Below are 18,253 nucleotides of genomic sequence, written 5' to 3'. Positions count from 1 at the left end.
GACCGCGAGCTTCCGTATCGGCGAAGCGAATATATCGGGCTGAGATCTCGGCCAAGCCCTCCTCGTCCATATCCGCTGATCCTCGATCCCGACGTCTCATCACAGTACACGATCCACGGATCTGATTGGAGCCAGGCCCGGGCGTTTTTACACAAGCTCGACCCATTCCCGTCGTCAAGATGGCGGGTGTTACGCTTTACCCCAGCCAATCTTTCGGTGCTCGATTCTGGCGTTCTGCGAGTCAGGTATTTGAACCAGCGGGACGCGCCATTTGCTGACCTTTATGTCGCTTCTCCAAACCTGCCGTTCGCGGTACGACCTTGATGCGAGCCATCTATGCCAGTCAGAAAAGCGGCCAAGCAACAGTCGGCGTTGTGCGATTTCAACGCGTGGACAGGATCAGTCGCAGTCCGAAGATCATGAGCAAACTGCCGGCGATCCTATCCAGCCACTTGCGGATCCGCCGTAGAAAGAACTGATCGCAGCGATGGAGAAAACGAAAGCAAGCGCGCCATACCAAAGCAGGGCATCCGCAAAAATTACAACTACGGCTGCCGCACGGAACCAGGACGGGGAATCGGCCGGCAGCATCGCCGCAAAAACCCCACCGAAGTGCAATAGGGATTTGCAAGATTGAGAAGAACTCCTGCACGAAACGCCTGCCAGTTTGTGGTTGCGTGCAGCGACCTGCTTGCCTGCCCGCTTCCCCACAATTTCCGAAAGCCGAGGTAAATCAAATAGGCTCCGCCCAAGAGCCTAAGCCACTCTTGAAGCCACGCCAACTGGCTTAACAAGCCGAGACCGACTGATGCCGCCGCCGCCCAAATGACCGGGCCAAGCGTCAGGCCGATGCCGGCCAGCAATCCCGCCGTCGGGCGTCAGCGCCACATAGCCCTCGCCATAGTGCTTGATTTCGGCGGCCGCGGGGGGCTGGCATATAGTCCTTGCACCAGTCGCCGAACGATTGGCCGCTGTCGGGAGCACCCGCGGAGATATACACAAGATTGCCAAGTCGATGTCTCCCTTTTTCAGTGAGGAGCGTAGCGTAGTCGAAGGTCGGCACGAAATCATCGCGCTTCACAAGCAAAACAAATTGCTTGATCCGCAATGCAGTTGACGCTGACTCAGGAACTTATATGCCATTATCCCCGAGCATCATGTGCGGCCAGCGCACGGGCGACAGTCCGCTGTGTCGAACTCGTGACGGCCGCACCGCAGCTGCCAACTCGGTATCCCAGGTCCCCACCGCAAGTAGCGTACGCTGCCGGCTCCCTCGACGATGCTCTGTATACCAGTCGCGGCATCAGCGTGAATCATCCGGAGCCCGCCTCGACGAGATTGTTCCGGGTGTCAGGCTTCTGCTTCGGACCCCGTCGGCCTGGATGATATTTCATGGCAAAGCCCCATTGACTAGTTATACAGCGACGGGCGCAGATGGATGCTGCCGGCCAGCGGCGTCACCAGCCTCAGGCCGGCGAAACCGATGCGTGGGCAACAAGCGTGACAAACAGAGCCAGACGGCGTATGTTGACATAAAGATGTCTTTATGTGACTTGAGTGCGACTGCGGTCTTGAGGATGAAAAATGTCGCAAAGTTCCTCATCGCTGGATGACCTGTTCGGCCCCGCCGCAGCAAAGCCCGACGGTTCCGAAGTGCTTGCTGCGCTGACCGCAGCGGTGCACGAACGCATCCTCATCCTTGACGGCGCCATGGGCACGCAGATCCAGGGCCTGGGGTTTGACGAGGACCATTTCCGGGGTGAGGCCTTCGCCGGCTGTGCCTGCCACCAGCAGGGCAACAACGATCTGCTGATCCTGACGCAGCCTGGGGCGATCGAGGAGATCCACTATCAGTACGCCATCGCCGGCGCGGATATCCTTGAAACCAACACCTTCTCCTCGACCTCAATCGCCCAGGCCGATTACGGCATGGAGGATGCGGTCTACGCGTTGAACCGCGATGGCGCGCGACTGGTACGCCGCGCCGCTGTTCGTGCCGAGCAGGAGGACGGCAAGCGCCGTTTCGTCGCCGGCGCGCTCGGGCCGACCAACCGTACCGCCTCGATGTCGCCAGACGTGAACAATCCCGGCTATCGCGCCGTGACGTTCGACGACCTGCGCCTTGCCTATGGCGAGCAGCTGCGTGGCCTGATCGACGGCGGCGCCGACATCATCCTGATCGAGACGATCTTCGACACGCTGAACGCCAAGGCGGCGATCTTCGCCTGCAACGAGATCTTCATCGAGAAGGGCGTGTACCTGCCGGTGATGATCTCCGGCACCATCACCGACCTGTCCGGCCGCACGCTGTCCGGGCAGACGCCGACCGCCTTCTGGCATTCGGTGCGCCATGCCAGCCCCTTCACCATCGGCCTGAATTGCGCGCTCGGCGCCAACGCCATGCGCGCGCATCTGGCCGAGATATCCGGTGTCGCCGATACGTTCACCTGCGCCTATCCGAATGCCGGCCTGCCCAATGAATTCGGCAGGTATGACGAGAGCCCGGAATTCATGGCCGCGCAGGTCGAGGATTTTGCGCGGGAAGGGCTGGTCAATGTCGTCGGCGGCTGCTGCGGCTCGACACCCGATCATATCCGCGCCATCGCCGAGGCGGTCAAAAAGTATCCGCCGCGCGCCATTCCCGAGATCGAACGCAAGATGCGCCTGTCGGGCCTGGAGCCGTTCACGCTGACCGACGAGATTCCCTTCGTCAATGTCGGCGAGCGCACGAATGTCACCGGGTCGGCCAAGTTCAGGAAGCTGATCACGGCGGGCGACTATGTGACCGCGCTCGACGTGGCGCGCGACCAGGTCGCCAATGGCGCGCAGATCATCGACATCAACATGGACGAGGGCCTGATCGATTCCAAGAAGGCGATGGTCGAGTACCTCAACCTGATCGCCGCCGAGCCGGATATCGCCCGTCTGCCCGTCATGGTCGACAGTTCGAAATGGGAGATCATCGAGGCCGGCCTGAAATGCGTGCAGGGCAAGCCGCTGGTCAATTCCATCTCGATGAAGGAAGGCGAGGAAGCGTTCCTGCATCATGCCAAGCTGGTGCGCGCCTATGGCGCGGCCGTGGTCGTCATGGCCTTCGACGAGGCCGGGCAGGCCGACACCAAGGCGCGCAAGGTCCAGATCTGCACCCGTGCCTACAAGCTGCTCACCGAGCAAGCCGGTTTCCCGCCTGAGGATATCGTCTTCGATCCCAACGTCTTCGCGGTTGCCACCGGCATCGAAGAGCACGACAATTACGGCGTCGACTTCATCGAAGCCACCGGCGAGATCACCTCGACGCTGCCGCATGTCCATATTTCCGGCGGCGTGTCGAACCTGTCCTTCTCGTTTCGCGGCAACGAGCCGGTGCGCGAGGCCATGCATGCAGTGTTCCTCTATCACGCCATCCAGCGCGGCATGGATATGGGTATCGTCAATGCCGGCCAGCTCGCCGTCTACGATACGATCGAGCCCGCGCTGCGCGAGGCCTGCGAGGATGTCGTGCTCAACCGCGTGCCTAGGGTCGGCGGCACCGCCACGGAGCGCATGCTGGAGATCGCCGAACGCTTCAAGGGCACGGCGGGCAAGGAAGCGCGGGAGCGCGATCTCGCCTGGCGAGACCAGCCGGTCGAGCAGCGGATTTCCCATGCGCTGGTCAACGGCATCACCGAATTCATCGACGCCGACACCGAGGAAGCACGGCTGGCGTCCGAGCGGCCGCTGCACGTCATCGAAGGCCCGTTGATGGCCGGCATGAATGTCGTCGGCGACCTGTTCGGCGCGGGCAAGATGTTCTTGCCGCAAGTGGTGAAGTCGGCGCGGGTGATGAAGCAGGCAGTGGCCGGGCTGCTGCCGCACATGGAGGCCGAGAAGCTGGCCAACGCCGCCAATGGCATCGACAATGACGAGCGCCAGATGGCCGGAAAAATCCTGATGGCGACGGTCAAGGGCGATGTCCACGACATCGGCAAGAACATCGTCGGCGTCGTTCTCGCCTGCAACAATTATGAGATCATCGATCTCGGCGTCATGGTGCCTGCGGCCAAGATCCTGCAGACGGCGCGTGAGCAAAGTGTCGACATTATCGGCCTGTCCGGCCTGATCACGCCGTCGCTTGATGAGATGGTGCATATGGCCTCCGAGATGGAGCGCGAAGGCTTCGACATTCCGCTGCTGATCGGCGGCGCGACGACCAGCCGCGTGCACACGGCGGTGAAGATCCACCCACGCTATTCCAGGGGCCAGACGGTCTACGTCACCGACGCCAGCCGCGCCGTCGGCGTGGTGTCGTCGCTTTTGTCAAACGAGACCAAGGGCGGTTATGTCGAGACCGTGCGGGCCGAGTACAAGAAGGTCACCGACGCGCATGCCCGCTCCGAAGCCGACAAGCAGCGACTGCCGCTGCCCAGGGCGAGGGCCAATGCGCACCGGATCGACTGGTCGGCCTATGAGCCGCCAAAACCGTCCTTCACCGGCGTAAAAGTGTTCGACAACTGGGACTTGACGGAGCTTGCGCGCTACATCGACTGGACGCCATTCTTCCAGACCTGGGAGCTGAAGGGCCGTTATCCTAGGATCATCGAGGATGAGGCGCAGGGGCCAGCCGCGCGCCAGTTGTTCGAGGATGCGCAGGCGATGCTGAAGAAGATCATCGCCGAAAAGTGGTTTGCGCCACGTGGCGTCATCGGTTTCTGGCCGGCCAATGCCGTCGGCGACGATATCAGGCTGTTCACCGACGAGGCGCGATCGCAGGAACTGGCGACGTTCTTCACCTTGCGCCAGCAACTGACCAAGCGAGACGGCAAGGCCAATGTCGCGCTGTCGGATTTCGTCGCACCCAGCGAGAGTGGCAAGCCCGATTATATCGGTGGCTTCATCGTCACCGCCGGCATCGAAGAGGTGGCGATATCAAAGCGATTCGAACGGGCCAATGACGATTATTCCTCGATCATGGTCAAGGCGCTGGCCGACCGTTTCGCCGAGGCGTTCGCCGAGCGTATGCACGAGAAGGTGCGCAAGGAATTCTGGGGCTACGCAACTGACGAGGCATTGGCACCGGACGATTTGATCGGTGAGTCCTATCGCGGCATCCGCCCGGCGCCCGGCTATCCGGCGCAGCCCGACCATACCGAAAAGGCAACGCTGTTCCGGTTGCTCGACGGCGAGCGCAATGCGGGCGTCAGCCTGACCGAAAGCTATGCGATGTGGCCGGGCCCTTCCGTGTCGGGCATTTATCTCGCCCATCCCGAAAGCTATTATTTCGGCGTCGCCAAGATCGAACGCGACCAGGTCGAGGATTATGCGCGCCGTAAGGCGATGCCAATCGCCGATGTCGAGCGCTGGCTCGGCCCCATTCTCAACTATGTGCCGGCACACTATGCCGAGGCGGCTGAATAGCGCCGGCAATCTCTGTCTTGATCTGACAGGTAGCGGTGACGGTACTTTTCGAGTCGGCTTGGGCGCGCCGTCGAAAGGGGAGGCTGGAAAAATCGCCCGATTGGCCCCGATAGTTGGCGAAACCTCAAAATAATTTCTTGCGGCGATTTTCCTTTTAAAATCAAAAGCGTAACTTTTTGACGGACCATACGTCGCCTTTCGGTGCCGCAAGCAAGAAAAACCCAGCTAGATCAATGACCTAGCTGGGCTGAAAACAATCGAGTGGGAGTGAGGGGGAACGGCGGTATCGTAAATTCGTGCCTTCTAAATCTCCGCTGCCTTTTCGATCGGATGCTTTCGACAGTTCTTGTGCTCCTTCCTAGCCAAGCGTTTGCGGTAGGCAAAAGACTCTTGAAGCGGGCGCTCGGCAGAGGCGTTCAGGCTCTCGCCCAGTGGCTTGTTGATGGCTGAGGTCGACGAGGCCGAGAAGGCATGACCGCACAACTCTTCCGTGATCGCTTTGACCTTCCTGGTCGACACGCCCTGCACATACATCTCCGCAAGCGTCGCCACCAAGGCCCGCTCGGAACGCTGGTAGCGCTCGAACAGCTCGGTGGAGAAGCGGCCGGCCCGGTCCTGCGGAACCCGCAGCTCAAGCTTGCCGACACGGGTGACAAAGGTGCGGCCATAATAACCCGAGCGATAGCCGAGCCGCTCCGGTGTGCGCTCGCTTTTTGACGCACCCAGCGCCTCTTCCATCTCGGCCTCGAGCACCTCCTGCATCACCGCACGGATCACTTCGTGCAGACCCTCTGGGTTCGAAAGCAGAATGTCTTTGACGGCGGCGCTGGCGGTCTTACTTTCTGTCTGGGTCATGGTGGCGTTCCTCGCGGGAATCAGGTGACGTTGAACATCACCAGCCTGCCATGACCGCCCCCTCCCAGCGAATTTTGCAGAACTCTCAGCACACTACCAGGTCGGCTTTGTGGCCCCAACCGTACGGAAAGCTGCCGGTCTGTTCCCGGCCTCAAACGCGACACTGGAAGTTGGCTGGCGAGAACAGCTCTTGATGCAAGCACGAGAGCGCTGAATGTCGTTTCGGCCTTCGTAAGAAGGGCTACTTAGCTGGTGCCGGGTCCGCATCGTGCGATACGGACTGAGATACAACTGTGATACAAATCGCTACGGAATTCTACCAAAAATCCTTTAAAATCAACATTCGAGGCGGTGCGGCGTTGCATCTCGACCGCACCATTTAATTCGAAAGCGCCCCGTTGAGTTCGAGCACGGCAAAGAGCGTCTTTGTCAGGCGCGAGGCTTTTTTGCCTGACTGCGATCGCGAGTTTGGCCGATGCGAAAACGCCATCGGCGCGTAGCCATATATGCGGTTTGCGTGGATAATTATTCGCGCACCAGGCGTCCGGTTGCCCACCAGATCACAGATACAGCAGCGATCGATACGTAGCCGTCCAGGGCATAGTGCCATCCAGTGTACACCGATCCGTACAGGATCAGGGCTGCAAACGCCCAACCCAGAGCGCCCAGCCAGAGATTGATCGAGGACAGCAAATAGGCGTTCAGTGCGGCAAAGGCGACATGCATGCTTGGCATGGCCGAGATGCCGCCGCCAAGGCTTGGCCGGCCACTCCGGTAAGCCATCAGGAGATATGCTGCGGGTTCCCGCACCATGTAATTATGGTCCAGTCTGTCCAAGGCGGCATTCAATCCGTGGAAGCGATCCACGCCAACAAACTGGTGGTAGTAAACCGGCCCGACCGATGCCAGCGCCAAAGCCAAGACAGTTCCGAGGATGCACAACGTCAGCGCTGCCGCGCTGAGATAGCGGATGCGCGCAATCTCGTCCGACCAGAGCGCCACGAAAAGGATGGTGCCGAACCACTGGTAGAACCAAATGACTTCATAGCTGTTGAAGACGACGAGCGACCACCCGTTGCTGTCGAGCTTATGGGCGATCTCCCACGGCGGCATCCCGTGCAACCATTCATCAGCGTCGGCTAACCAGTGGTCGGCATAGTATGGGACGACGGACGGGATGGCGATCTTGTAGGTGGAGAACGCGGTCAAGCTGGCAAAGAAGAACAGCAGCACCAACAGACAGCCGCGCCAGCGCCCTTGAACCAAATCCAGGGCGTAGCGAACCGGTTGCCGTCGGCCATGGATGAGCGCGGCACAACAGACGCCACCGATAAACAAGACCGGCATGCCAATAAGAAACTTGTGAGAATAGATTAGGGCTGATGTACGGAATACTTCTGGATATAGTGCAGATGCACCTAACACGTACATTGCCATAAACAAGGAGAGGCGCAATTGCCATATGGCTGAGGGCCTGTGGCGAGAGGCTTCCGTAGTTAGGGCCAAGCCAATTTACCCGTTCTTAATGTTTCGCCGGAGAGACATATACACCGATAAGGTAAAAACCTTGCCGTCAGGTTTACTTTTCCCCGGTGGTCGACACCTGCCGGCTCGCATGCGGTGGATTGATTCCCTGAGCAATCTTGCATCCGCATTGCTGTCCATGCCCCGCGCGAAGGAATTGCCCGGAGCCTCGGGGTCGAACCGGCCGGTGCTTAAACACGGGCCCGCCACTCCCTCGGTTGACCTATCATAAGTTTTAGCTTATCATAAGTCATGGTTTATGATTACGCAGGAATGGTGGCCTTGGCCGATCCGACACGCCGCAAGGTGTTCGAGCTCATCGCCGATCGGCCGCGCTCGGTCATCGATCTGACGCGGGTGCTTCCGGTCTCGCAGCCGGCGGTATCGCAGCACCTCAAAGTGCTGAAGGAAGCCCGACTGGTCCGTGCCGAGCCCAAGGGCGCCAGCAATATCTATCATCTCGACCCGCATGGGCTCGGCGAGATGCGCGCCTGGCTCGATCGCATGTGGGGCGATGCGCTCGACGCCTTCAAACGGGAAGTCGACAACAGCAAGGAGAAGAGGAAATGACGACTATGATCAAGCCCGCACCGGTCAGGAAGTCGGTGACCGTGGAGGTGCCGCTCGACAAGGCATTCGATGTGTTCACGACAGGGTTCGGACGGTGGTGGCCGGCTTCGCACTCAATCGGCAAATCCGCCCTGACGACCGCGGTGATCGAACCGAAAGCCGGCGGCCGCTGGTACGAGATCGGCGAGGATGGGTCACAAGGCGATTGGGGCGAGGTTCTCGCCTGGGATCCGCCGTCGAGGCTGACGCTCGCCTGGCGTATCGGGGCCGACTGGCGCTACGATCCGGCATTGCTGACCGAGGTCGACATCCGCTTTGTCGCGCTCGGCGAGAATTCGACGCGGGTGGAACTCGAGCACCGGCTTCTGGAGAACATGGGCGAGACCGCAGAAGCAGCGCGCCAGGCCTTCGAATCGGAGCGTGGCTGGAGTGGTGTCCTTGGCGCCTACGCGGCTGAGGCCAAACGCTACGCTGCCTGATCGGCAGGCCTCTAAGCCCGATATCCAGCGAGGCCGTCGCAGCGTCGGCCTCGCCTCATTCCCGGTGCAGCATATGCCGTTCTGCCCGACCACCGGGACTAATGTTGTTGGGCGACCGATTCCCCGACCGGGGCACACCACACCTGGCGTTGTCGCGGACTACCCGGCGGTTGGTCGGCGGCGATGGCAGAGCTGGATTACCGGTGCTTCTCGACGAAAGCCTTGCAGGCGGGTGACAACTGCTCGATCATGCTCTGAAGGTCGCATTTGCCGATCGGTGTCATTGGGCAAAGCCGTTTGTAGTCAGGCTTGCATTCCTTGCCCTGAAAAGATTTGAAGGCCTTTGCATCGGCGGCAATCGGGTTCAAAAGTATTCCCGAAAAAACCAGCGCAAGACTGGTAAACAGATACTTCCCCATAAACACCCTCCCTTTATTACCGGTAATTATAGAGATGCTAAATTAGAATGCTCTAATTATCAATCTTGAATTATCAATCTTGGGCAACCAGCAGCTCGCAAGGTCGTCTGATATCCGTCCGTTGCGCACGGAGAGGCCGATTCTCAAGCCAATCGCGCCGCCGCTCCATCTTTGTGTTTGACCATGATCTTTTCGGAAAACCGGTTTCCACTTTTCAGGATCATGGTCTAGACCTGACTGGCACCTTATCCGGAAATCCGATGGCGGGAGGCGCTGGTGGAAGGCCAGGACGAACACATGACCGGCACCAGGGCCGCCGAGGAGCGCCGCGCCGACATCTATGACGAGGACGGCGTCATCCTGTCGTCGTTTCTGGCTCAGATCGGTGCCGCGATCGCCGATCGCGATACGCTGACGCTGAAGCGCGAAGTCGACGATCTGCACCAGTCGGAACTCGGCCACCTGCTCGAGGCGCTGCACCCGGAACAGCGCCGCGCCCTGGTCGAATTGCTGGGCAAGGATTTCGATTTCTCCGCGCTGACCGAGGTCGACGAGGCGATCCGCCGTGACATCGTCGACAATCTGCCCAATGCGCAGATCGCCCAGGCGGTGCAGGAGCTCGATTCCGACGATGCCGTCTACATCCTCGAGGACCTCGACCAGGAGGACCAGGACGAGATCCTGTCGCAACTGCCGTTCACCGAGCGGATCAGGCTGCGGCGCTCGCTCGACTATCCCGAAGAGACCGCCGGCCGCCGCATGCAGACGGAGTTCGTCGCGGTGCCGCCATTCTGGACGATCGGCCAGACCATCGACTACATGCGCGAGGACAACAACCTTCCCGATCGTTTCAGCCAGATCTTCGTCATCGATCCGAGCTTCAAGCTGCTCGGCGCCATCGACCTCGACCAGATCCTGCGCACCAAGCGCTCGGTCAAGGTCGAAGAAGTCATGCATGAGACCAGGCATGCCATCCCGGCCACCATGGACCAGGAGGAGGCGGCACGCGAATTCGAACAATACGATCTTCTGTCCGCCGCCGTCGTCGACGAGAACGAGCGGCTGGTCGGCGTGCTGACCATCGACGACGTCGTCGACGTCATCCAGCAGGAGGCCGAGGAAGATCTGCTGCGCATGGGCGGCGTCGGCGACGAAGAACTCTCGGACAGCATCCTTTCGACTTCGCGCTCGCGTGTGCCGTGGCTGCTGGTCAACCTTTTGACGGCCTTCCTCGCGGCTTCGGTGATCGGCCTGTTCGACCGCACCATCGAGCATATCGTGGCGTTGGCGGTGCTGATGCCGATCGTCGCCGGCATGGGCGGCAATGCCGGCTCGCAGACCATGACCGTCACGGTGCGGGCGCTGGCGACGAGGGACCTCGACATCTACAATGCCGGCCGCATCATCCGCCGCGAAATCGGGGTGGGCTTCATCAACGGCATCATCTTCGCCATCCTGATCGGCATCGTCGCGGCTGCCTGGTTCCACGATCGCAATCTCGGCGGCATCATCGCGGCGGCGATGATCATCAACATGTTCGTGGCGGCTCTGGCGGGCATCCTGATCCCGCTGCTGCTCGACCGCTTCAAGATCGATCCGGCTGTGGCTTCGGCGGTTTTCGTCACTACGGTCACCGATGTCGTCGGTTTCTTTGCCTTTCTCGGGCTTGCCACATGGTGGTTCGGCGTAGGCTGAACGGCACCTCAATTGACTTTTACGTAAATGCCGTGCGAGGCTTTGGAAGGTGCCTTGTCCGCCGATTCTGGTACGCGCCTGGATGCCGGCGGCGCCGGCCAGTTGGAACTCGCGGCGTGGCCGGGGCATTGGAGTGGCGATGCGGGAATATTATTCGATCACGGAGCTGACCCGCGAATTCGACGTGTCGACGCGGACGTTGCGCTTCTACGAGGACGAAGGGCTGGTGCAGCCGGTAAGGCGCGGCCGCACCCGGCTGTTCCGTCCGTCGGACCGGCATCTCATCCGCCAGATCATGCGCGGCAAGAGGCTCGGCTTCTCGATCAACGAGATCCGCGAAATCATCCAGATGTACAGGGAGCCGCCCGGCGAGGTCGGCCAACTCAAGCTGATGATCAAGCGCATCGAGGAAAAGCGCGAGGATCTTCGCCAGAAACGCCGCGACCTCGAGGAGACCCTGGCCGAGCTCGACCAGGCCGAGGAATCCTGCGTCGAGCGGCTGGTTGAACTCGGCGTCACCACGTAAGCGCGGTGTCAGCCCCGGCTCAAATCCAGCGCCGCACCCTTTTGGCGTAGTCCCGGTACTTCTTGCCGAATTTGGCCGTCAGCACCTTCTCCTCGCTCTCGATCGTCAGCTTCTGCGTCAGGAACGCCGCGATGACCGCCAGCGGCAGGAACCAGGCGATCCCCGAGACAAAGGCGAGGCTGACCAGTAGCAATGTGTTGGCGAGGTAGATCGGGTTGCGGCTGACGGCGAAGGGTCCGGTGGTCACCAGATGGTCCGGCACGCCGTTCGGGTTGAGCGTCGTTTTGGCGCGGATCATGATGCGGATCGCGGTGAACCAGAGCGCGGCGACCGCCAACAGCCCCACAAGCCCGGCGGCGAACAGGATGTCGCCGAGAAGATCGCCGATCCACGGCAGTGGATAGAGAAACCGTAGCGCGACGCTGACGATGATGGCGGCGATATAGATCAGCGGCGGCCATGGGATGTGCCCCAGCTTCGGCTGCCCAGGATTTTGCTGCACGGGTTTCGGGTGACTGTCGCTCATTGCTGTCCTCCCTCGATTAGCGCGTTCTCGGTTCCGCCGCCTCGGTTTGGGCGGTACAGGTGCCGGCGAGCTCGCCAATATGCGCCTTCCACTCCGGGGACTGGTCGTTGCTGTAGAGCCGGTCAAGCGAGGCTTCGCCCTGGAGAGTGTCCAGCATGCAGGCACAATAGCTGGAGCAGAACTCGGTGTCGCGCGCCTGCTCGCAGGATATTTGGCAGGATTTCAGAAAGTTCACCTCCCTGCTTTCGACCCGCGCCGGCATGAATTGCGAAAACAGCCAGACCGAGCCGATCAGCAGCGGCTGATGGATCAGATAAAAGGCAAGGCTGTGCCGGCCGATGAAGACCAGCGGGTTTGCCCAGCGGCCTGGCGTCATGGCCGACAGCCGGGTCAGCACGCCGGAGGTGGCGGCGAGTTTGGTAACCGCGATGCCGGCAAGCACGGCGCCGAACCAGGGCAGCAGCGGAACATAGTCGTTGGAGTGCGGATTGGTCGCCGATAGACCGACCCACCACAAAGCCGGATGATCGAAGGCCTCGGATCTGAGGTAGAAGGGCGCCGCGATGACAAACGCCGCGACAAGCAGCGTCAGCAGCGCCGGCAGCCGCAGGAACGCCAGGCCGAGCAGGCTGGCGAGCGCGATCTCGTGCAATATGCCGAAAAAAATGAAGCCGTCGGGCGTGGCGATTCGGGTGACCAGCGATATTGCGAGAGCCGCCCCGGCAACCATGGCGAAGCGCTTCCAGAAGCCTGTCCAGCGGATTTTCTTGCCATGGGCGAGATAGAGGCTGACGCCGACCAGGAACAGGAAGCTCGAGGCGATGCAGCGCGCGTAGATTTTCCACCAGCCGAAGGCGGTGAGGCCGGGATCGGTGTAGCCGAAAAATTCGAGATCCCAGGTGAAATGATAGCTCGCCATGGCAAGCAAAGCGATGCCGCGTGCGATGTCGATGGCGGCGATGCGCTTCGCCTTCGGTTGATCCTGAACGGCGGTGGTCGGCGTGGCGATGCTCATCGGTCTCGCTGTCTTGGTTCAGCCCCGGCAAGACGACTATCACGGTTGCCACCGTCAAAAGAAGCAGTCCTCGCGTCGCGTTGGCGCGGGTCAGCATTAGAACTCGCTTTAGGCCAGAGCCGGAAAGCCTTTGGCCGGCTTCGCTTTTTGCCGTGAAGGCGTCGGTTTCCTGTTACCCGGCCAGGAATCGCCGCGGCAGATTTGTGCTCCAAACCCTGCTTTGGGCGATTCTGCTTCGGGGAAAGCAATGGCTACCCATGTGCGCCATCCTATCTGGCTTGCGGCCTTGCGGCCGGCGGATGCACGCACCTTCGCCTCGCTTTATGCGGTCGAATCGTTCGCGCGCGCCACCGTCTCCAGCGTCATCCCGATCCAGGCCTATGAGATCCTGCACAACGAGCAGATCGTCTCGATCCTCTACACGGTCGTGGCAATGCTCGGCCTCTCGGCGACGCTGTTCATGCCGATGCTGATCCGGCGCTTTGCCCGGCGCTGGGTCTATACCGCCGGTGCCTGCCTGCTGGCCGTCGGCTCGCTGTTCTTCGTCACTCATACGCTTGCCGGCCAAACGGTCGGCATGCTCTGCCGCGTCATCGGCGCCAGCGCGCTGGCGATCACGCTCAACCTCTACATCATGGACCATATCCGCAAGACCGATTTCATGCAGGCCGAGTCGCTGCGCATGGCGTGGTCGATGCTTGCCTGGACCGCCGGGCCGACGCTCGGCATTTTCCTCTACACGCGTTTCGGCATCTATGCCGCGCATGGCGCGGTGGCCGTCTTCGCCATGGCCCTGCTGGCGCTGTTCTGGACTTACCGGCTTGGCGACAACCCGTCGATCCGCCCGGGCAAGACCCGGCCGGTCAATCCGCTGGCCAATATCGGCCGCTTCGTCGCGCAGCCAAGGCTGAGGCTGGCCTGGCTGATCGCCTTCGGCCGTTCCTGCTTCTGGACGACGTTCTTTGTCTATGGGCCGCTGTTCATGGTGATCACCGGCGAGGGCGCGCTCGCCGGTGGCCTCTTGGTTTCGGCCGGCAATGCGCTTTTGTTCATGGCCATCTTTTGGGGCAGGGCGGGAAAGCGTTTCGGCGGCCGGCGCACCATGACGTTTGCCTATTTCGCCATGTCGGCGACGCTGCTGGCGGCCGGCGCCGTCGGCGAGGCCGCGCCGCTCGTCACCGGCGCGTTGCTGCTTTGCGGTGCCTTCTTCACCATCGCGCTCGATGCGCTGGGCTCGACCGCATTCATGCGCTCGGTGCGCTCGTATGAGCGGGCACAGATGGCGGCGGTCTACCGCACCTATCTCGACTTTTCCGAGCTGACGCCGCCGCTGGTCTATTCGGTGGTGCTGGCGTTCTTTGGCCTGGGCGCGGTTTTCGCGACGCTCGGTGTTCTGGCCGCCGCCTGCGGTTTCGTCACCTGGCGCTATCTGCCCAAATCGCTTTGATGTTCAATTGCCGCATGCCGCTCGCGCACCCAGTTGTGGAAGCGGTGCAAGTCATATTCCTCGGGCATCAGCACGCCGGCCTTGTGGCGCATCGAGCGCAAGCCCTTCTGGTTGACCTCGCAGATATCAGCGTCTTCCTCAAGCACCTGGGTACCGAAGGCGACGATGTTGTCGATATCCGCTGTCGGATCGGCGAGCGCTTCGGGCGAAAAAAGCCATTCGGCGGTGAGTTCGGTCTGCTCCGGCCCAAGCGGCACCAGCCGCATGGTCCTGACATAGTCGACATGGCCGACGACGAACATCGACGGCAGGCTGGTGGCATAGGTCTGCCCGGCAGCACGCTCGGCCGGCGTCAGGCTCGAAAAGACCGAGCCGTGGACGCGCCCGTCGCGCGACCAGGTTTCGGCCCCGGCCCGCAAGCCGCCGGCAAATTCCGGCGCGTCATTGTCGGCGTGGCGCGCCCATTCGGGGTCGTCGTGCCGGCCCATCAGGCCGCGGCCATAGATCGGCACCAGCCGCGACAGGTCCTTGTGGACGCCGGGGCAGTGCAGGCACTCGTTGAAGTTGTCCCAAAATATCTTCCAGTTGCAGTTCATAACCTTGCGCAGCACATGGCCGCTCAGCAGCGTTTCCAGCGGCCAGTTGGCGAGGTTGCCTGATGCCGGATCGAAGGATGTTTCAGCCGAACCGGCAGCGTCTTCCGCGAGGTTGACGAAAACGAAACCGCTCCACACCGACAGTGCTACGCGGTAGAGCGGATGATCGGCCTTGTCGAAACCATCCGGCAGCGATTTCGATGGCACGCGCACCAGATCGCCGCGCAGCGAATAGGACCAGGCGTGGTAGGGGCAGGTGATGAGCCGCGCCTTCAGCCGTCCTTCGCTCTGCTGGCAAAGCTGCGAGCCGCGATGCCGGCAGGTGTTGTGGAAGGCGCGCAATTCGCCGGTCTCGTCGCGCAGCACGACGATCTCCTGCGTGCCTATGCGAAACGTCCTGAATGCCAGCGGCTGGGCAAGGTCGGCCTCGCGGCAGACCAGCAGCCAGTTGCGATACCAGATGGCCTCGAGATCGCGCTGATAGCCTGCGATGTCCCAATAGGCCGATGACGGCAGCGTCGACTCGGCCCGCGTCAGGCCGTTATAGGGACCGCGCTCATTCGGGCTGGGTTGCATGCCGGCTTCCTCCCCATCCGCCAGCCGACACCCGGCTGTGAGAATTGTCAATTGCGGCGCCGGCCGGCGGGCTTGGCGAGGCGGCGCATTCGCCACACGATCCGGCGGAATTTGGTTTGCCGGGCGCGGCGATTCTGCCTATAGTCGCTGATGTCGTCGGTTCCGTTTGGAACCAAGAGGGAATGCGGTGCGGGCGAAATTCTTGCCCAATGCCGTGGCTGCCCCCGCAACTGTGTGCGGTAGTCCTCTCCATATGCCACTGAAGATGTTCTTCGGGAAGGTGGGGAAGGGCGCTGATCCGCGAGCCAGGAGACCTGCCGGCGACAGGAAACTGACTTCTATGCCCTCGGGTGGAGGGCGAAAGGACAAGACATGAATACCGCTTCCGTCTCGCTCGGCGCTTCCGTCTCCTCGCAGTCGCGTTTCATGCAGCTGGCGCTTGCTGCATTCCTCGGCATTTTCGTCATGGGCTTTGTCGGCTTCTCGCACATCGATGCGGTCCACAATGCCGCGCACGACTATCGCCATTCGATGGGCTTTCCCTGCCACTGACAAGGGGCTGACATCATGACAATGTTTCGCAACGTCGTGTTCATCGCGGCGATCGCAGGGCTCGTGGCCGGCGTCGTTCTCGCCTGCATGCAGGCCTATGCCACGGTGCCGCTGATCCTGAAGGCGGAAGTCTACGAACAGGCCGGCGGCGGCCATGACCATGCCGCCGCACCTGCGGCACCGGCCGCCACGGGCACGATGGCTATGAGCAGCGCCGCGCCGGCACCGGCTGAAGCAATGGCTCCGGCTGAGGACGAAGGCTGGGCGCCGGCCGACGGTTTCGAACGCTTTGCCTTCAGCGTCGTTGCCAATATCGTCACCGGCATCGGCTTCGCACTGATCCTGGTTGCGGTTTCGGAATTCGCCGGCGGCATCGGCAATTGGCGCCAGGGCCTGTTCTGGGGGCTTGCCGGCTTTGCCGTGTTCACGCTGGCGCCCGGCCTCGGCCTGCCGCCGGAACTGCCAGCGATGCCGGCGGCCGACCTTGTCCAACGCCAGATCTGGTGGTGGGCAACGGTGGTGGCGACCGCGGCCGGTCTCGGCCTGCTTGCGTTCCGCAGATCGCTGCCGCTGGCGGTCCTTGCGGTGGCGTTGATGGTGGCGCCGCATATTGTCGGCGCGCCGCAGCCCGACAGCTTCGAGACGACAATCCCGGAAGGCCTGCATCATCAGTTCGTGGTGGCGGTGACGCTGACCAATCTGGTGTTCTGGCTGGTGCTCGGCGCGGTCGTCGGCGTGGTGCGCGGCCGCTTCACCGGCACGGCGACCAGCCTGCGCGACAGCTTTGCCTGACCGCGCTGCCGGGGCGCTGACCCTGATCATCGGCGGTGCGCGCTCCGGCAAGAGCGTGCATGCCGAGAGGCTGGTGAGTGCCTGTCCGGCGCCATGGAGCTATATCGCGACGGCGCAAGCCTATGACGAGGAGATGCGCGAACGGATCGCGCTGCACCGCTCGCGCCGCAGCGCCGGCTGGACGACCATCGAGGCGCCGCTCGACCTTGCCGGCGCGATCGAGGCACTGCCTGACGGCCAGCCGGTGCTGATCGATTGCCTGACGCTGTGGCTGACCAACCATATGCTGGCCGAACATGATGTCGAGGCCGAATGCCGAAGGCTGGCAGATGTGCTGTCGCGGCCGCGTGGACCCTGGTTCGTGGTGTCCAACGAGGTCGGCCAGGGCATCGTGCCGGAGAATGCGCTGGCAAGACGGTTTCGCGACGCGGCCGGCCGGTTGAACCAGGACGTTGCCGCCGTCGCTGACACCGTGCTTTTGATGGTGGCGGGGCTGCCGCTCAGGGTGAAATGACATGGCTGATACCGACCACATCGATCCCAAGGACGAGGAACGCCACCGCGCGAAGATGGCCAAGCGCAAGGCGGTGCAGGACGCCGAGGTTGCAGCCAAGACGGTCGAGAAAGGGCTGTTGATCGTCAACACCGGTCCGGGCAAGGGCAAGACCACGGCCGCCTTCGGGCTGGCGCTCAGAATGCTCGGCTACGGCAAGCGCGTCGGCGTCGTCCAGTTCATCAAAGGCAAATGGCACACCGGCGAGAAGGATGCTTTTGCCTGCTTCGGCGACCGCGTCGTCTGGCACGCCATGGGCGAGGGCTTTACCTGGGAAACGCAGGACCTGAAGCGCGACATCGCGGCCGCTGAGGCCGCCTGGGCCAAGGCGCTCGAGCTGATGGCCGAGCCGTCGATCAGCCTCGTGGTGCTCGACGAACTCAACATCGCGTTGCGCTACGATTATCTCGACCTCGAAAAGGTGGTCGCAGCGCTGAAGGCGCGTCGCGAGGGCCTGCATGTCGTCGTCACCGGCCGCAATGCCAAGCCGGTATTGGTCGAGGCAGCCGATCTGGTCACCGAGATGGGCGTGACCAAGCACCACTTCTCCGCCGGCGTGAAGGCGCAGCAAGGGATAGAGTTCTGAGGGGTTTGGCGATCGGGGAAGGGCGTTTCGGAGCAGGCGGCGCCGGCGAAGCTGCCGATCTCCCCCCTTGCGGGCCTGTTGCGTAATTCGCTGATTGTGATTCTCTGAGGTGGACGGTCTGAGGGAATCGCGATGGCAGTGAAGCAGA

The 18,253-nt window shown here is 61.9% G+C and carries 16 protein-coding genes, 1 pseudogene and 1 riboswitch; of the genes and pseudogenes, 10 read left to right on the top strand and 7 right to left on the bottom strand.

All coding sequences use genetic code 11. The features are described from left to right. Positions 1–545: 545 nt before the first annotated feature. Positions 546–863 (bottom strand): LysE family translocator, encoded by a 318-nt coding sequence (locus tag NKG95_RS33285; RefSeq protein ID WP_353043770.1) that lies wholly within the window; start codon positions 861–863, stop codon positions 546–548. A 721-nt stretch (positions 864–1,584) separates the two neighbouring features. On the opposite strand from NKG95_RS33285, the gene metH reads away from it, so the two are divergent. Continuing rightward, complete coding sequence (gene metH, locus NKG95_RS33280) at positions 1,585–5,394, top strand: methionine synthase (protein WP_353043769.1); 3,810 nt, start codon at positions 1,585–1,587, stop codon at positions 5,392–5,394. A 351-nt stretch (positions 5,395–5,745) separates the two neighbouring features. Here the strand turns inward: metH and NKG95_RS33275 are convergent. Continuing rightward, a pseudogene (locus NKG95_RS33275) lies at positions 5,746–6,249 on the bottom strand (transposase); the annotation flags it as partial. Between the two features lie 525 nt (positions 6,250–6,774). After that, the gene (locus NKG95_RS33270) at positions 6,775–7,596 is read right to left on the bottom strand and encodes a phosphatase PAP2 family protein (protein ID WP_023720728.1); all 822 of its coding nucleotides are present in this window, start codon (positions 7,594–7,596) and stop codon (positions 6,775–6,777) included. 429 nt (positions 7,597–8,025) lie between these two features. Here NKG95_RS33270 and NKG95_RS33265 point away from each other — a divergent pair, with 429 nt between their 5' ends. Continuing rightward, on the top strand, positions 8,026–8,343 hold the full coding sequence (locus NKG95_RS33265; protein WP_023720727.1) for an ArsR/SmtB family transcription factor: 318 nt from the start codon (positions 8,026–8,028) through the stop codon (positions 8,341–8,343). Beyond that, complete coding sequence (locus tag NKG95_RS33260) at positions 8,340–8,822, top strand: SRPBCC family protein (protein ID WP_353043768.1); 483 nt, start codon at positions 8,340–8,342, stop codon at positions 8,820–8,822. The genes NKG95_RS33265 and NKG95_RS33260 overlap by 4 nt, the downstream gene beginning before the upstream one ends. A gap of 197 nt (positions 8,823–9,019) precedes the next feature. Here NKG95_RS33260 and NKG95_RS33255 read toward each other — a convergent pair whose 3' ends face one another. Continuing rightward, positions 9,020–9,241: a hypothetical protein gene (locus tag NKG95_RS33255; RefSeq protein WP_353043767.1), complete on the bottom strand. Its 222-nt coding sequence runs from the start codon at positions 9,239–9,241 to the stop codon at positions 9,020–9,022. 297 nt (positions 9,242–9,538) lie between these two features. Between NKG95_RS33255 and mgtE the strand changes: the two genes are divergently transcribed. Both mgtE and NKG95_RS33245 read left to right on the top strand, forming a co-directional pair. Beyond that, a complete protein-coding gene (mgtE, locus tag NKG95_RS33250; protein ID WP_352495928.1) occupies positions 9,539–10,936 on the top strand; it encodes a magnesium transporter in 1,398 nt (465 codons plus the stop codon). A gap of 139 nt (positions 10,937–11,075) precedes the next feature. After that, positions 11,076–11,462, top strand: coding sequence for a MerR family transcriptional regulator (locus tag NKG95_RS33245; RefSeq protein ID WP_023676566.1), 387 nt, complete (start codon positions 11,076–11,078; stop codon positions 11,460–11,462). A 19-nt stretch (positions 11,463–11,481) separates the two neighbouring features. Here NKG95_RS33245 and NKG95_RS33240 read toward each other — a convergent pair whose 3' ends face one another. Both NKG95_RS33240 and NKG95_RS33235 read right to left on the bottom strand, forming a co-directional pair. Next, on the bottom strand, positions 11,482–11,988 hold the full coding sequence (locus NKG95_RS33240) for a methyltransferase family protein (protein WP_353043766.1): 507 nt from the start codon (positions 11,986–11,988) through the stop codon (positions 11,482–11,484). 16 nt (positions 11,989–12,004) lie between these two features. Continuing rightward, positions 12,005–13,003 carry a heparan-alpha-glucosaminide N-acetyltransferase gene (locus tag NKG95_RS33235; protein ID WP_352861419.1) on the bottom strand — a complete coding sequence of 333 codons (999 nt, stop codon included), beginning with the start codon at positions 13,001–13,003 and terminating at the stop codon, positions 12,005–12,007. A 247-nt stretch (positions 13,004–13,250) separates the two neighbouring features. Here NKG95_RS33235 and NKG95_RS33230 point away from each other — a divergent pair, with 247 nt between their 5' ends. After that, complete coding sequence (locus tag NKG95_RS33230; protein WP_353043765.1) at positions 13,251–14,450, top strand: MFS transporter; 1,200 nt, start codon at positions 13,251–13,253, stop codon at positions 14,448–14,450. Here the strand turns inward: NKG95_RS33230 and NKG95_RS33225 are convergent. Then, complete coding sequence (locus tag NKG95_RS33225; protein ID WP_353043764.1) at positions 14,429–15,622, bottom strand: aromatic ring-hydroxylating oxygenase subunit alpha; 1,194 nt, start codon at positions 15,620–15,622, stop codon at positions 14,429–14,431. The two genes, NKG95_RS33230 and NKG95_RS33225, sit on opposite strands and share 22 nt — an antisense overlap. Before the next feature lie 140 nt (positions 15,623–15,762). After that, positions 15,763–15,958: riboswitch (cobalamin riboswitch) on the top strand. Positions 15,959–15,994: 36 nt separating this feature from the next. On the opposite strand from NKG95_RS33225, the gene NKG95_RS33220 reads away from it, so the two are divergent. The 4 genes from NKG95_RS33220 to cobO are packed head-to-tail and all read left to right on the top strand — an operon-like array spanning position 15,995 to position 18,105. Continuing rightward, complete coding sequence (locus tag NKG95_RS33220; RefSeq protein ID WP_023720718.1) at positions 15,995–16,174, top strand: CbtB domain-containing protein; 180 nt, start codon at positions 15,995–15,997, stop codon at positions 16,172–16,174. A gap of 15 nt (positions 16,175–16,189) precedes the next feature. Beyond that, a complete protein-coding gene (locus NKG95_RS33215; protein WP_353043763.1) occupies positions 16,190–16,966 on the top strand; it encodes a CbtA family protein in 777 nt (258 codons plus the stop codon). After that, positions 16,959–17,480, top strand: coding sequence for a bifunctional adenosylcobinamide kinase/adenosylcobinamide-phosphate guanylyltransferase (gene cobU / locus NKG95_RS33210; protein ID WP_352483069.1), 522 nt, complete (start codon positions 16,959–16,961; stop codon positions 17,478–17,480). The genes NKG95_RS33215 and cobU overlap by 8 nt, the downstream gene beginning before the upstream one ends. Before the next feature lies 1 nt (position 17,481). After that, entirely contained in the window at positions 17,482–18,105 is a 624-nt protein-coding gene (cobO, locus tag NKG95_RS33205; protein ID WP_352483070.1) for a cob(I)yrinic acid a,c-diamide adenosyltransferase, read from the top strand. The last annotated feature ends 148 nt before the right edge of the window (positions 18,106–18,253 follow it).

This window comes from Mesorhizobium sp. M1423, assembly GCF_040317575.1.
Taxonomy (GTDB): domain Bacteria; phylum Pseudomonadota; class Alphaproteobacteria; order Rhizobiales; family Rhizobiaceae; genus Mesorhizobium.
Note: the sequence above shows the minus strand (reverse complement) of the source record. Positions and strands in the feature narration are given on the sequence as shown.

Bases quoted from the DNA above. Each gene is read 5' to 3' on its own strand.
- NKG95_RS33235 (WP_352861419.1), bottom strand. From the start codon at position 13,003: ATGAGCATCGCCACGCCGACCACCGCCGTTCAGGATCAACCGAAGGCG.
- NKG95_RS33240 (WP_353043766.1), bottom strand. From the start codon at position 11,988: ATGAGCGACAGTCACCCGAAACCCGTGCAGCAAAATCCTGGGCAGCCG.
- metH (WP_353043769.1), top strand. From the start codon at position 1,585: ATGTCGCAAAGTTCCTCATCGCTGGATGACCTGTTCGGCCCCGCCGCA.
- NKG95_RS33265 (WP_023720727.1), top strand. From the start codon at position 8,026: ATGGTTTATGATTACGCAGGAATGGTGGCCTTGGCCGATCCGACACGC.
- NKG95_RS33220 (WP_023720718.1), top strand. From the start codon at position 15,995: ATGAATACCGCTTCCGTCTCGCTCGGCGCTTCCGTCTCCTCGCAGTCG.
- NKG95_RS33255 (WP_353043767.1), bottom strand. From the start codon at position 9,241: ATGGGGAAGTATCTGTTTACCAGTCTTGCGCTGGTTTTTTCGGGAATA.
- NKG95_RS33215 (WP_353043763.1), top strand. From the start codon at position 16,190: ATGACAATGTTTCGCAACGTCGTGTTCATCGCGGCGATCGCAGGGCTC.
- NKG95_RS33245 (WP_023676566.1), top strand. From the start codon at position 11,076: ATGCGGGAATATTATTCGATCACGGAGCTGACCCGCGAATTCGACGTG.
- mgtE (WP_352495928.1), top strand. From the start codon at position 9,539: ATGACCGGCACCAGGGCCGCCGAGGAGCGCCGCGCCGACATCTATGAC.
- cobO (WP_352483070.1), top strand. From the start codon at position 17,482: ATGGCTGATACCGACCACATCGATCCCAAGGACGAGGAACGCCACCGC.
- NKG95_RS33270 (WP_023720728.1), bottom strand. From the start codon at position 7,596: ATGCCGGTCTTGTTTATCGGTGGCGTCTGTTGTGCCGCGCTCATCCAT.
- NKG95_RS33225 (WP_353043764.1), bottom strand. From the start codon at position 15,622: ATGCAACCCAGCCCGAATGAGCGCGGTCCCTATAACGGCCTGACGCGG.
- NKG95_RS33230 (WP_353043765.1), top strand. From the start codon at position 13,251: ATGGCTACCCATGTGCGCCATCCTATCTGGCTTGCGGCCTTGCGGCCG.
- NKG95_RS33260 (WP_353043768.1), top strand. From the start codon at position 8,340: ATGACGACTATGATCAAGCCCGCACCGGTCAGGAAGTCGGTGACCGTG.